Raw genomic sequence first — 14,037 nt, forward strand, 5'->3', positions numbered from 1 at the left:
CCCGGGCCGGCCCGCGGCCGTCACCCGGCGCTGTAGCGGGCGTGCGTGGCGGCCGCGGCGAGCGCCGAGGCGCGGGCCGCCTCGGTCGGCGTGAACGGCAGCTCGGGCCGCCGCACCAGCAGCGCCCTGTCCGGGGTCACCGAGACCACCATCGTGGTGGCCGGGTCGGCGTCGTCGTCGACGGTGTCGCCGGGCCGCCGCCACTGCACGTCGGGGGCGCGCAGCAGCTCGCCCAGCGCCTCCGGCAGCCGCGCGGGATCGTCGCTGACGCGCTGCGCCAGCACCAGCGCGTGCACGCCAGGATCGGTCAGGTCGGTGACCCTGGCGGGCACGATCACCACGTTATGCCCGCCCGCCTCCTCCAGGGCGCCGGCGAGCACGGCGGGCGCGAGGCCGCGCGGCGCCTCGATGACGAACTCGTCCAGCGCGTCGCACCCGGCGGGCGTGATCGCGCCACCGCCGGTCGGCGCGATGTGCAGGGCCAGGATGTTGCAGCCGAGCCGCCCGAACGCGCCCGCGACCGTGGCCAGCCGCCCCGGACGCTCCACCACCAGCATCCGGATCCGCCACAGCGTCATGACGCGCCCGCTCTCCGCCATCAGGGCCTCGGGCGCCTCCGCTCCTCGGCGCCGTGCCCGCCGCCGTACGGGTCCCACCGGGCGGTGATGGGCGAGCCACCGGTGCAGCGCCGATCCCGCGATCAGCGCCACGCCCAGCCCGATGAGCACGATCGGCCCCGGCTCGCTGTGGCCGAGCAGGGTGGCGAGCAGGTGCGCCAGTCCGACCGCGACGAACAGTGCGGCGATTTCGACGAGCTCCCGCCACCAGGCCCTCCTGTGCCCGCCGGCGGGGACGGCACGCGCCCCCGCCCCGAGCCCGGCGGCCGGCACGGCGCTCGGCCCGGTCCCGAGCCCGGCCCGGCGGCCGGTGGCGGGCTCGGGGCGGGCCTGCGTCACTTTGGGTGCATCATCCATGACCGACAGTCTGCGGCACCCGTGTTACCTGACCACCGGCGTCCGCGTTGCGTCCGGATTAAACCCGGTTCACCGGCCCGCGGTTTCAGACCCGCTCGACCTCGAGGACGAGCGCCGAGGCGGGACGCATGGCGGGCGCGGGCAGCCCCAGCTCGCCGAGCACGGAGCCGCGCAGCCGCACCGGCCCGGCGGCCCACTCGGGCAGCACGGCCCGCTCGGGGACGGGCCCGGCCAGGCGCACCTCGTACGTCGCCTCGGGGTCGAGCCCGGGCAGCCGCAGCGGCGCGGGCCCGGCGTCCACCCGCGAGGTGAGCTGCACGTACGCGAACACGCCCCGCTCGGGCAGCACCACGCCGTGCAGGAACGCGGTCGGGTCGGGGTGGTCGGCCCGCACGACCCGGCCGGAGTGCAGCACCGGCCGCAGCCGCTTGTGCAGCGCGATCCAGGTGGCCAGCTCCTCCAGCTCCCCGGCGGTGGCGGAGGTAATGTCCCACTCCACTCCCATGTGCCCGAACAGCGCGGTCGCCGCCCGGAACGCCAGCGGCAGCATCCGCCCGGTGCTGTGGTCGCGGTTCGCGCCGACGTGCGCGCCCATCCGCTCCGGCGGCACCAGCAGCCCGGTCCAGCGCTGGATGGACTGCCGGTCGAGCGCGTCGTTGCAGTCGGAGGTCCACACCCGGTCGGTGCGGGCCAGGATGCCGTAGTCGATGCGCGCGCCGCCGGACGAGCACGACTCGATCTCCAGGCCGGGGTGACGCTCGCGCAGCTCGTCCAGCAGCCGGTAGGTGGCGAGGGTCTGCGCGTGCACGCCGGGCGCTCCGTCGTGCACGGGCTCGGCGATGTCGCGGTTGTGGTCCCACTTGATGTAGTCGAGCTTGTACTCGCGCACCAGCGCGTCGATCCGCTCCAGCAGATACGCCCACGCCTCGGGCCTGGCCAGGTCGAGCACCTGCTGGTGGCGCTGGGGCGGCGGCATGCGCTCCGGCCTGGCGAGGATCCAGTCGGGGTGCTCGCGGGCGAGGTCGGAGTCGGGGTTGACCATCTCGGGCTCGAACCACAGGCCGAACTGCATGCCCAGCTCGCGCACCCGGTCGGCGAGCGGGTGCAGGCCGTCCGGCCAGACGCCCTCGTCCACGTACCAGTCGCCGAGCCCGGCCCGGTCGTGGCGGCGGTGCCGGAACCAGCCGTCGTCCAGCACGAAACGCTCGATGCCGGCCGCGGCGGCCCGCTCGGCCAGCTCGAGCAGGCGGTCGAGGCCGTGGTCGAAGTAGGTGGCCTCCCAGTTGTTCAGCGTGACCGGCCGCACCGGCAGCGGGCGGGCGCGCAGGTGCTCGTGCAGGCGGTGCGAGGCGTCGTCCAGGCCGCTGCCCGACCAGGAGAAGAACACCCACGGCGTACGGTAGGTGTCGTCCTGGGCCAGCACGACCTCGCCGGGCTCCAGCAGCTCGCCCGCCCCCAGCAGCGACACGCCCTCGGGCAGCCGCTCGGCGTAGTGCAGGTGGTCGCCGCTCCAGCCGGCGTGCACGGCCCACACCTCGCCGCTCCTGAACCCGAACCCGCCGGTCCCGGCGATCAGCAGCCCGGTGCCGTCGTGCCCGGTGCGGCCCCTGCGGTTCTCCCGCGACCACACCCCGCGGGTGAACTCCCTGCGCTGCGGCACCTTCTCCAGCGCCCACCGGCCGGTGAAGTCCAGCAGCTCGGCAGCGCGGGCGGGCACCGGCAGCGTGCACACCAGCCCCGCCAGCCGGTACGGCGTGGCGGCCGTGTTCGTCACCGCGTGCCGCATCCGTACCAGGCCGCTGCCCTCCATGACCAGCTCGCACACCAGCCGCAGCCCGGCGCGCTCGTCGGCGGCCGTGACGGTCACCGTGCCGCCCGCGCCCGGCTCGGCGGAGGTCTCCAGGTTCTCCACGTTCCAGCGCACCGGCCAGTGCTCGCCGTCCCGCACGCCGGACAGGCCGGGCCTGCCGTACCAGGACTCGGCCTGGGCGGGCAGCAGCGACGGCGCGGGTGCGCCCGGCGACGGCGGCAGCACCGCTGCCAGGTCCTGTCCGCCGGCTCCGGGGTCCGCGCCGAAGTGCCGTACCCGGGGCAGGCCGGGGCCGGAGGCGTCGAGCACCAGTGCGGCACCCGCCGCGGAGAGGATCACGGAAGACAAGATCGGGACTCCAATCTGGAGGGCGGGCACAGCGGCCCGGTTTTCACCGTTCACGATGCTTCACGACGCTATCGTCCCGAGTGGGGCCGATGCACTAACCCGGGCTCGCTTACATGACCACGATCGTTTAGGTTAGGCTCACCTAAGATGTCGCCAATGGAGGAGTCCGGGGATGACCGAGCCCTTTCGCATGTTCGACGTACGAGTGGACCGGCTCGACCGCCTCAGCCCGTCCTTCCTGCGCGTCACCTTCACCGGCGACGACCTGCGCCACTTCGCCGACAACGGCTTCGACCAGCGGGTCAAGCTCTTCCTGCCGACCCCCGAGCACGGCATGGCGTACCTGCCGAAGGGGCCCGACTGGTATCAGCGCTGGCGGGAGCTCGACCCCGGCAAGCGCAACGTGATGCGCACCTACACCGCGAGGACGGTCCGCCGGGACACCGGCGAGGTCGATGTCGACATCGTCATGCACCCCGACGGCGGGCCCGCCGCCCGCTGGGCCGAGCAGGTCAAGCCCGGCGACGTGGCCGCGCTCCTCGGCCCCAACGCCGACCACGAGGGCCCGCACGGCGGCCTGGAGTTCCGCCCGCCCGCCGGCACCGGCTGCGTGCTCATCGCCGGCGACGAGACCGCCGTCCCCGCCATCTGCGCCATCCTCGAACGCCTCCCCGCGCACCTGGCCGGCGAAGTGCTCATGGAGGTGCCACTCGACGCCGACGCCCTGCCCATCGAGGCGCCCGCCAACGTCAAGGTGACCTGGCTGGCGAGGAACGGCGGCGAGCGCGGCGCCGAGCTCATCCCCGCCGTCCAGGCCGCCGCCGCCCGCCTCCTGCCCACGCCGTCCGCCGCCGCCGTCCCCGGCTCCTTCGAGGACGTGGACGTCGACGCCGAGGAGCTGTGGGAGGTCCCGCAGGAGGCCCCCGACCACGGCCCCCTGTACGCGTGGCTGGCCGGCGAGGCCGGCGTCATCAAGACCCTCCGCCGCCACCTGGTGGCCGAACGCGGCATGGACCGCCGCGCGGTCGCCTTCATGGGCTACTGGCGTCTCGGCCGCGCCGAGAACTGACCACCCGCACACCGGCGACGCCCACCCCTGGCACGCCCGCGCGCGAACCGCACGCCAGACAGCCGGCGAGCCCGCCCGAGCCGCCCGCGGGGCGATCAGGACGGCTCGGGTGAGCCGCCCTGGAGCAGGCGGCGCTGGGCCCGGGTCGGCGGGTGGGCCCACGTGACGCCTGGGCCGCCGGCGGCGATCAGCCCTGTGACCGCCTCGCGCAGCACCTCACCGGCAGGCGCGGCCGGGCGCCGCTCGCGTACCGCCCGGTAGCGGTCGAGCACGCGGACGAGATCCAGCATGAGCGTGTTCGCCCGGTCCGGGGCCACCCCGGCGGCCATGTCCCGTGCGGCCTCCGGCTCCCTGGCGGCGCCCCGGAGGGCGGGCAGCGGCTTGACGGGCGTCCCGTTGACGTGCGTCCGCTCCCCTGTCCCTGTGGCACGGGGCAGGGCGGGAACGCGGACGTGAAGCGCCCCGAGCTTCGCATCCACCGCCCACGGAACCGGCTCCTCGGGAGCCGCCGCGACCAGCCCCTCCCCGACCGAGTCCACCACCGCCGTCCCGCCCGCGGACGCTTCGGCCGTCACCGCCGGTTCCGCAGCCGCCGTCCCGCCCGTGGACACTTCGCCCGTCACCGCCGTATCCGCAGCCGCCGTCCCGCCCGTAGACGCTTCGGCCGTCACCGCCGTATCCGCAGCCGCCGCACCGCTCACGGCGGCATCCGCCGCCGCTGCCCCCGCGTCCACCGCCACCGCATCGGCCGCTGTTCCCGGCGTCCCCGTCGCCGCGGCCACCAGCTCTCTCACGGTTCGAGCCACGGCGGAGGCGAAGCGTTCGGCGTCCAAGCCGTCCGCACCCTCGGGAGCGCCACCCCCATCGTCCGGGCCACCGTCCGCCGCGTCGAGCCCGGCCGCCGGCCACTCGCCCCGCAGGTGCAGGACGCCGGGGCGCTCGGCCGCCGCCAGCTCGGCCATCAGCTCTGCGACCGTGCCCTGCGGGTCGTGCAAGGCGGCGTCCCCGCGGGCGGCGAAGGCCTCCGCGAGCAGGGGCAGGGAGATCGACCGCGGCGGGTCGCAGGCGACCAGCACCTCCAGCTCGTCGTGGACCCGCAGCGCGCTGCCGGAGTCGTGGTACGCCCGCAGCCCCTCCACGAAAGCCGCCTCCACGCCGGGCGGCAGCAACCCCCACGTACGGTCCACCTCGAATCCGCCCTCGGCGGCACCATCCCCCGTCCCCCGGCGGAGCCACCAGACCATCGCGCCGACCACGGCCGCGGCCAGCAGTGTGACTGCGATGAACACGTTGTTGTCCGCTTTCCCCTCGTACCCGGCAAGCGGTAGCAGCGTAGTGTGATCGATCCCCACAAACACTTGAATTTCCGCAAATAACGCTCAGCAAGCACAGCGCGTCATAAGACCCGCATTTCTTGGATTCGGTAACGCAAGATCCCTTTTCGCAAGCACCGCACACACCAACACCAACCGTCTAGAACGGCCCAAACCCACGCACCCAGCCTTCATCCTTCAGGGACGGTCGGACCGTACACACCCAGCGACCCAACCAGAGAAAGCGCACCCGGCCATGAGAGACGTCCCAGACTGCACGCATCCGGCACCCATCCATCAGGGACGGTTGGGGCCGTCAGAAACGGTTGAGGCCCATCAGGGACGATTGGGCCGCGCGCACCAGACCTCCGAGGGCCGGGCCGCACGCGAAGCGGACCCGGCTGCAGGGGCGGGCCGTTCAAGCCGCGCGAACCAGAGCCCTGACCGTCAGCGGCGGGCCGGTCAGAGCGACCGGGCCCGCATCCCGTCGCAGATCACGTCCGCCATCCGCACCGCCCCTCCCCTGGCCCGGGCGCCGCGCTCGGCGACCAGGCAGCCGCGCAGCAGATCGAGGGCGTCCTCGGCGGTGAGATCGGCACGTACGGCCCCCACCCGCTGCGCCCGCGCCAGCAGCCGGCCGAGCGCGGCGGCGAAGTCCCTGGCCAGCGTGGAGCCGGGCCGCACCGGCATGGCCGCACCGCTGTCCAGCATGTCGCACAGCGCCTGATTGACCGACGCCTGCTCGACCACCCCGGCGAACCAGGAGAAGAACGCCCGCCCGGCGTCCTCGGCGGTGGCCAGCGCGCGGGCGTCGGCCACGAACCGTTCGATCCGCCCCAGCAGCACCGCCTCGAACAGGGCCTCTTTCGTGGGAAAGTGCCGGTAAACGGTGCCGACGCCGAACCCGGCGCGCCGGGCGATCTCGTCGAAGGAGATGGTCAGGCCGTCGCTCGCCAGGGCCTGCTGGGCTATCTGCAGCACTCGCTCCCTGTTGCGCCGGGCGTCGGCGCGCAGCGGCCTGGCGGCGCCGTGATCGTCGCCCATGATCTCCACCTGCCTTCGGCCCGCCGGCAGGCGAAAAGCGGCCCGCGGCGACAAACGGAGAATGCTCTCCGATTCTATCCCGGGAGATTCCCCGACATACACCCCCAAAACTCCACCGAAACCCCAGAAACACCCCAGTAGCCGACCGCGCCTAATCCCCGCAAAATCCCGCCAACAACCGCCACTCGGCGAGCGGCAACGGTTTCTAGAGGGTGACGGCATCACAGGGCAACGTCGTAAGGATCGCGACATCACACGACAGCGCCGCAAGGATCGCGACATCACAAGGCAGCCCCGCAAGGCGCAGGGCGCAGCATCACAGGGGCGATGACATCGCGGAGGGTGGCAGCGTCGCGGAGGTGCCGGCTCCGCGCTGACGGCTCCGCGACCGCAACGGCGGCCCGAGACGACGATGACGGCGGTGACGACTCGAGGGCGGCGGAAGCGCGGCCTCGAAGCGACGATGCCGGGGGTGAGCGAGACGGCGCGACGACCCGGGGCGACGCGGCGCTGACGGCGCCACGCCCCGAAACCAGCCACGGCGGCACGACGGAGGCACCACGGAGCCGACACGACGATGGCACCCGACGGCAAGACGGCGACGGCCCGGAGACAACACGACGGCTACGGAGACAACACGACGGCTACGGGGACGACGCGACGCGGTTGCGGGCGGTGCGACGGTCGCGGGGACGTCGCGACGATGTTTGCGGGCGATGCGACGGTCACGGCGGTGGTGATGACCACACGACGGTCCGAGACGAGCGGAAACGGCCTGTAAGCGACGATCCCGCCGCGGCGGTGACGACGCACCAACCTGGCAGCGACAGCGGGACGGCGGTGGCGAGACCCGCGCAACGCCCCGAAACCAGCGACGGCGGCGTGGCGGTGACAGCCCGAAGGCGCGGGACGCCACAGCAGTGGCGGCACGATGCCCCGCAAGCAGCGATGGCGGCACGACAGAGACACCCAACGGAACCAGCACGACGATGACACGCCGGCAGCAGGACAGCGACACAACCCAAACGACGCGACGATGACGGCACAACCCCCGAAACCAGTGACGGCGGCACGACATGACGGCCCGGACGGCGATGATGGCGGCGCGGCGATGGGGGTGATGGGGCGGGGCGGGAGGGCTTCCGTAGTCGGTGCTGCGGCGGCACCTCAGTAGGTGCGGTGGTGCAGCGGTGGATGGTAACGACGGGGAGTGGCGGCCACGGGCGGGAGGCGGTGGAAAAGCCCGGCACCCGCCCCGGAGGAGTCGGGACGGGTGCCGGGCCGGCGAGACCGGGGGTCAGGTGGACGTTCCCCAGCCGGACCGCGCGCCGACACGCTTGAGCCGGCCCCGTTCCTCCCGCGGGACCGGCTCGATCTCGATCACCCGCGCCCCCTCCGGCACCTGCCGCAGGTCGTGCGTGATGAGCAGCGTGGTACGCCCGGCCATGAGCCGCCGCAGCGGCTCCATGATGTGGGCGGCGGTGGCGACGTCCAGTCCGGTGACGGGCTCGTCGAGCACCAGCACCGGCGTGTCGCGCAGGATGGCCCTGGCGATCGCGATGCGCTGCCGCTGCCCGCCGGACAGCAGCCGGCCGCGCTGCCCGACCGGCGAGTCGTACCCCTGGGGCAGCATCTGGATGAAGTCGTGCGCCCCGGCCACCTCGGCCGCCCTGAGCACCTCGTCGAACGAGGCGCCGGGACGCCCGTAGGCGATGTTGTCGCGTACGGAGCCGGAGAACAGCAGCGTCTCCTGGTGCAGGACGGTGATGTTGTCGCGCAGCGACTGCCGCGTGATGCCCCGGATGTCGGTGTCGTCCAGCAGGATGCGCCCGGAGTCCGGCTCGTAGAAGCGCAGCAGCAGCTTGGCGATCGTGGACTTGCCGGCCCCGCTGGGGCCGGTGATCACCACGACCTCGCCGGGCTCGGCGGTGAACGACAGGTCGCGCAGCACCTGCCGGCTACGTCCCGGATAGGTGAAGCTCACCCGGTCGAAGACGATCCGTCCGTTGCAACGGCCCATCGCGACGGCGTCCGGGGCGTCGCGTACGGCGGGCCTGGTGTGCAGGATCTCGATCACGCGGTCGGATCCCGCCGCCGCCTCGGAGACGGTCAGGGCCAGCTCGCCCAGGCTCTGCACGGCCGGGTAGAGCAGGGCCAGGTACGCCGCGAACGACAGCAGCCCGCCGATCGTCAGCCGGCCGGCCGCGATCTCCCACGCGCCGAACCCGAGGATGGCGATCAGGCAGATGGTCTCGATGACCTGCACCGCCGGGTTGTACAGACCCGACAGCCAGGCCTGCGACATGTTGGCCCGCAGCCAGGTGCGTCCCTCGTCGTGCAGCCTGCGGGACTCCTCGTCCTGCCGGTTGTACGCCTGCACGAGCGGCTGGTTGGCCAGCCCCTCCTCCAGGACGCTGTTCATCGCCCCGTTGCTGGCCCGCTCGCGCGCCGCCGCCGTCCTGAACTTCGAGGCGAACACCTTCGAGGTGATCACGAACAGCGGGATCAACGCCATCGTCAGCAGTGCCAGGTCCCAGCGGATGTAGAAGGCCGCCCCGGCGAAGAAGACGATGCCGGACACGGTGGTGATGGCCTTGACCAGCCCGGAGCCGACCAGCTCCTCGATGGCCTCCACATCGTCCGTCATGCGCGCCATCAGGTCGCCCAGCCGCCGCTTCTCGGAGAAGTCGGGGGCGAGCGTCTGTACGTGCGCGTACACGCGGTCGCGCAGGGCCAGCAGGAACCGCTCCGCGCCCAGCGCGGTCAGGTACGCCCCGGCGAAGGACAGCGCACCGGCACCGACGGCGAGCCCGAGCCATATGGCCGCCGGAGACCAGAACGCATCGAGGTTCCGGGTCGTCAGCACCTCGTCGGTGATGTGCCCGAACAGGCGGATCGCGGCGACCTCGCAGAGCGCGGCAAGGATGGCGAAAACCACCCCGGCCGCGAAATGGCGCCGCAATCCGCGAGTGTCCGGCCAGAACTCGCGGAACGTGCGGCGAATGGTGATCGCCGGAGCGAGTTCACGGCCGGAGGCGCTCAAAGGGGGCCGGCGGCCAGGCCGCCGGCCCTCATCGGGAGTGTCTAGCACCCCCACCACCTGCGACGGGCGCACCCCCAGCCCCACCGACGCCAGCGGCGGCGCCTGCGGCATCCCCATCCTTGCTTGAAGCCGACCGCGGACAGTTGCGTGTTCGCCATGATTCCTCCCCCGTTGGCTGAACACTGACAAATCGGACGTTAGCATCCGAAATGCTGCAAATCAGCAGATAATCGTCGATTTCAGGAAGGCTTGACTGGTAAAACCCGAGCGGAAAGGCGCTTCCGGCGAAGAAGTAAAGGCCTCCGCCCACCGGTAAAAACGTAAAACCACCGTCATCGAATGCAAAAAGGCGCCCCAGAAGCCGCGCTTCCGGCGCGCCCTCGAACCCCCCGCCGAAGGGCATCGAACGGCCTCAGGGGTGAGGGGGGCGGGCCCCGGCCGGGCGACCTCGCGAACGAGGGGCGACCTCACCTCAGCAGGGCGGCCTCACGCCCGAGGGGGCACCTCCCACCGACAGGGCCGCCTCACACCTTAGGGGCGGCCTCCCACCGACAGGGCCATCTCACGCTGAAGGCACGACCCCACACCGCAGGGGCACCTCACGCTGAAGGCACGACCCCACACCGCAGGGGCGGCGACAAGCTCCGGAGCGCGCCTCAGCAACGAGCCCCCAGGCGGTCCAGCGCCCGGCCCGAGGTCTTCGGGCACGGGGTCAGTTGAGCGACGAGTAAGCCACCACGCCCCGCCGCATCGCGTCCATCGCCTTCACCGACGTCTGCCGGATCTTGCTGCCCTCCGGCGCGGCGTTCCCCAGCTGGCCCAGCAGGTCCATCAGCTGCTTGATCCACCGTACGAAGTCGCCGGCCGCCAGCTCGTTGCCGCCCACGCCGTCCATCAGCACCGCGTCGAGGCTGTGCCCCTTCGTCCACCGGTACGCCGCCCACGCGAACCCCAGGTCCGGCTCCCTGATCGTGGACAGCCCGTGGTCGGACTCGATGCCCTCGAGCTCGCCCCACAGCCGGATCATCGCCGACAGCGCGTCCTGCGCCTTGCCCGCCGGGATCTTCGGCCGCCGCGTGTCGTCGGACGCCCGCGACTCGAACACCAGCGCCGACACGCACGCCGCCAGCTCGGCCGGGTCGAGGTCCTCCCAGAGCCCGTTGCGCAGGCATTCGGCGGTCAGCAGGTCCAGCTCGGTGTAGATGCGGCCGAGCCGCCGCCCCTCGTCGGTGACCGTCTCGCCGCGCAGATAGCCGAGCTGCTCCAGCACCGAGCAGATCCGGTCGAACGTCCGCGAGATGACGTGGGAGCGCCCCTCGACCCGGCGGCGCAGCCCTTCGGTCTCGCGCAGCAGCTTGTAGTAGCGCTCGGCCCAGCGGGCGTGGTCTTCGCGCTCGTCGCAGCCGTGGCACGGATGCTGCCTGATCTGCCGCCGCAGCTCGTTGATCTCGGGGTCCTCCACGGTGTGGTCGCGCACCCGCGGCGGCTTGCCGAGGTCCCGGTCGCCGATCTTCGCCATCAGCGTCGCGACGAGGTTCGCCCGCTCCTTCGGCGAGCGGGAGTTGAAGTTCTTGGGGATGCGGATCTTCTCCAGCGGCTCCACCGGCACCGGGAAGTCGGACAGGTCGAGCTTCTTCACCTGCTTGCCGATGGTCAGCACCAGCGGGCTCGGCCCGTGACCGCGCGGGTTGCGGCTCACGTCCAGCACGATCGCCAGGCCCGCGCGCCGGCCGCCCGGCACCCGGATCACGTCGCCCGGCTGCAGCGCCTCGATCGAGCGCGCCGCCGCGGCCCGCCGCGCGGCGCCGCGCTGCCGCGACAGCTCCGCCTCGCGGTCGGACAGCCGCCGCCGCAGCGCCGCGTACTCGGCGAAGTCGCCCAGGTGGCAGGTCATCGCCTGCTGGTAGCCCTCCAGCGCCTGCTCGTGCTTGCGCAGCTGCTTGGCCAGGCCCACGACCGCGCGGTCCGCCTGGAACTGCGCGAACGACTCCTCCAGCAGCGCCCTGGCCCGCTCGCGGCCGAACTGCCCGACCAGGTTGACCGCCATGTTGTACGACGGCTGGAAGCTCGACCGCAGCGGGTACGTCCGCGTGCCCGCGAGGCCCGCCACCGCCAGCGGGTCCATGCCCGGCTGCCACAGCACGACCGCGTGGCCCTCGACGTCGATGCCGCGCCGCCCCGCCCGGCCGGTGAGCTGGGTGTACTCCCCCGGCGTCAGGTCGGCGTGGGTCTCGCCGTTCCACTTGTCCAGCTTCTCGATCACCACGGTGCGCGCCGGCATGTTGATGCCCAGCGCCAGCGTCTCCGTGGCGAACACCGCCTTGACCAGGCCGCGGGTGAACAGCTCCTCCACGACCTCCTTGAACGCCGGCAGCATGCCCGCGTGGTGCGCCGCGAGGCCACGCTCCAGGCCCTCGCGCCATTCGAGGTAGCCCAGCACGGCCAGGTCCTCGTCCGGCAGGTGCGCCGTGCGCTCGTCGACGATCTGCCGGATCTCGTGCCGCTCGCGGTCGCTGGTCAGCCGGATGCCGGCGTACAGGCACTGCTGCACCGCCGCGTCGCAGCCGGCGCGCGAGAAGATGAACGTGATCGCCGGCAGCAGCCCCTCGGCGTCGAGCTTCTCGATGACCTGCACCCGGTCCGGCGGGCGCGAGCGCGGCACCCGGCCGTAGCCGCGCCGGCCGCGGCCGGCCAGCAGCCGCTCCGCTTCGCGCGTCACCCGCATCAGCGTCGGGTTGATGCGCGGCGTCAGGTCATCGGTGATGAACAGGTCGTAGATGCGCTTGCCGACCATCATGTGCTGCCACAGCGGCACGGGACGGTGCTCGTCCACGATCACCGTGGTGTCGCCGCGCACCTCGCCCAGCCACTCGCCGAACTCCTCGGCGTTGCTCACCGTGGCCGACAGCGCCACCAGCCGCACCGACTCCGGCAGGTGGATGATCACCTCTTCCCAGACCGCGCCGCGGAACCGGTCGGCGAGGTAGTGGACCTCGTCCATCACCACGAACCCGAGCCCGGTCAGGGTCGCCGAGCCAGCGTACAGCATGTTGCGCAGCACCTCGGTCGTCATGATGACGATCGGCGCCTCGCCGTTGATGCTGTTGTCGCCGGTCAGCAGCCCGACCTTGGCCGTGCCGTAGCGCTTGACCAGGTCGTTGTACTTCTGGTTGGACAGCGCCTTGATGGGGGTGGTGTAAAAGCACTTCAGGCCCTGCTCCAAGGCGAGGTGGACGGCGAACTCGCCGACCACCGTCTTGCCCGACCCCGTGGGCGCCGCCACCAGCACGCCGTCGCCGGCCTCCAGGGCCCGGCAGGCGTCGACCTGGAAGTCGTCCAGCGGGAAGTCGTAGAGACCTCGGAACGATCTCAGCGCGGCCCCGTCGTCCCCGAACTTCTGACGGAAGGCCGCATAGCGTTCCGCTGGCGTTGTCATAGTCGCCAGCCTATCGAAACCGCCATTCCGGTCCGTCCCGGCAGCGGCCCGTTCGGGGGTTCCCGGCCCGGCGCCTTTACAAAGTAGATCTCATACGATGACGTGTAACGCGCCCGGCCGCACCTCGCAGTGCAGCGGGGCCGGGCCGACGCGTTCGCCGTCGGCGTAGGCGATCACGCCGGGGGCCTCCACCCGGACGCTGCGCACCCGCCGTACCGACACCGCCGGATGCGTGACGTGGGTGCCGCGGTAGACGCTCGGGAAGACCCGCACGAACTCCCCCGTGGACAGCGCGCCCACCGTCACGACGTCCAGCAGCCCGTCGTCGGGCCTGGCATCCGGGCAGACCCGCATCCCCGCGCCGTAGGAGGTGGTGTTCGCGATCGCGACCAGCATCGCCTCCCGCTCGACCGGCTCGCCACCGTCGAAGGCGATGCGGTACGGGATCGGGCGGAACGCGCGCAGCTCCCGCGCGGTCGCCACCAGGTAGCGGGCCGTGCCGGGCGGCCAGGTGAGGGCGTTGGCCCGCTCGTTCACGCGGGAGTCGAACCCGCAGCACGCCACCCCCGCGAACAGCTCCTCGGCGCCGCCGGCCGCGATGCGGGCGGCGTCCACCGGCCGGGTCTTCATCCGCAGCACGGCTCTGGCCGCCGCGAGCGGATCCTTACGCGGCACGCCGAGCGCGGCGGCGATGTCGTTGCCGGTGCCCGCGGGGATGATGCCGAGCGGCACGTCGGTGCCGGCGACCGCCTGCACCGCCAGATGGACCAGCCCGTCGCCGCCGAAGGCGACGAGCGCGTCGGGACGTTCGGAGACGGCCGTGCAGGCTCGGGTGAGCGCGTCGGCGGCGTCGTCACCGACGATCACCGACAGCTCGGCCCCTCCGGCGCGCAGCCGGCGCGCCACGGGCTCGAGCAGGCGCAGCATACGCCCGCCGCGGGCGGCGGGATTGACGAGCAGGGCGATATGGGGGGACACGCCCGGAACCTATCGTTTCCGG

The 14,037-nt window shown here is 72.7% G+C and carries 8 protein-coding genes; 1 reads left to right on the forward strand and 7 read right to left on the reverse strand.

Annotated elements, in window-relative coordinates:
• Positions 1–20: 20 nt before the first annotated feature.
• Complete coding sequence (locus tag ACGFIM_RS30610) at positions 21–974, reverse strand: ACT domain-containing protein (protein WP_393207156.1); 954 nt, start codon at positions 972–974, stop codon at positions 21–23.
• A gap of 85 nt (positions 975–1,059) precedes the next feature.
• Complete coding sequence (locus tag ACGFIM_RS30615; RefSeq protein WP_393207159.1) at positions 1,060–3,132, reverse strand: alpha-galactosidase; 2,073 nt, start codon at positions 3,130–3,132, stop codon at positions 1,060–1,062.
• Positions 3,133–3,304: 172 nt separating this feature from the next.
• Between ACGFIM_RS30615 and ACGFIM_RS30620 the strand changes: the two genes are divergently transcribed.
• Complete coding sequence (locus tag ACGFIM_RS30620) at positions 3,305–4,201, forward strand: siderophore-interacting protein (protein ID WP_393207162.1); 897 nt, start codon at positions 3,305–3,307, stop codon at positions 4,199–4,201.
• Positions 4,202–4,296: 95 nt separating this feature from the next.
• Here the strand turns inward: ACGFIM_RS30620 and ACGFIM_RS30625 are convergent, their stop codons facing one another.
• From ACGFIM_RS30625 to ACGFIM_RS30645, 5 genes are all read right to left on the reverse strand, one after another.
• Positions 4,297–5,490: a hypothetical protein gene (locus tag ACGFIM_RS30625; RefSeq protein WP_393207165.1), complete on the reverse strand. Its 1,194-nt coding sequence runs from the start codon at positions 5,488–5,490 to the stop codon at positions 4,297–4,299.
• A 486-nt stretch (positions 5,491–5,976) separates the two neighbouring features.
• Positions 5,977–6,558 carry a TetR/AcrR family transcriptional regulator gene (locus ACGFIM_RS30630; RefSeq protein WP_393207168.1) on the reverse strand — a complete coding sequence of 194 codons (582 nt, stop codon included), beginning with the start codon at positions 6,556–6,558 and terminating at the stop codon, positions 5,977–5,979.
• Positions 6,559–7,855: 1,297 nt separating this feature from the next.
• Positions 7,856–9,520, reverse strand: a complete 1,665-nt coding sequence (locus ACGFIM_RS30635; protein WP_393207171.1) for an ABC transporter ATP-binding protein — start codon at positions 9,518–9,520, stop codon at positions 7,856–7,858.
• A gap of 793 nt (positions 9,521–10,313) precedes the next feature.
• Positions 10,314–13,037: a DEAD/DEAH box helicase gene (locus tag ACGFIM_RS30640; RefSeq protein ID WP_393207174.1), complete on the reverse strand. Its 2,724-nt coding sequence runs from the start codon at positions 13,035–13,037 to the stop codon at positions 10,314–10,316.
• Between the two features lie 90 nt (positions 13,038–13,127).
• Positions 13,128–14,015, reverse strand: coding sequence for a diacylglycerol/lipid kinase family protein (locus tag ACGFIM_RS30645; RefSeq protein WP_393207177.1), 888 nt, complete (start codon positions 14,013–14,015; stop codon positions 13,128–13,130).
• Positions 14,016–14,037 lie beyond the last annotated feature (22 nt).

Origin of the sequence: Nonomuraea sp. NPDC049309 (assembly GCF_043196965.1) — a bacterium.
Lineage (GTDB): Bacteria > Actinomycetota > Actinomycetes > Streptosporangiales > Streptosporangiaceae > Nonomuraea > Nonomuraea fastidiosa.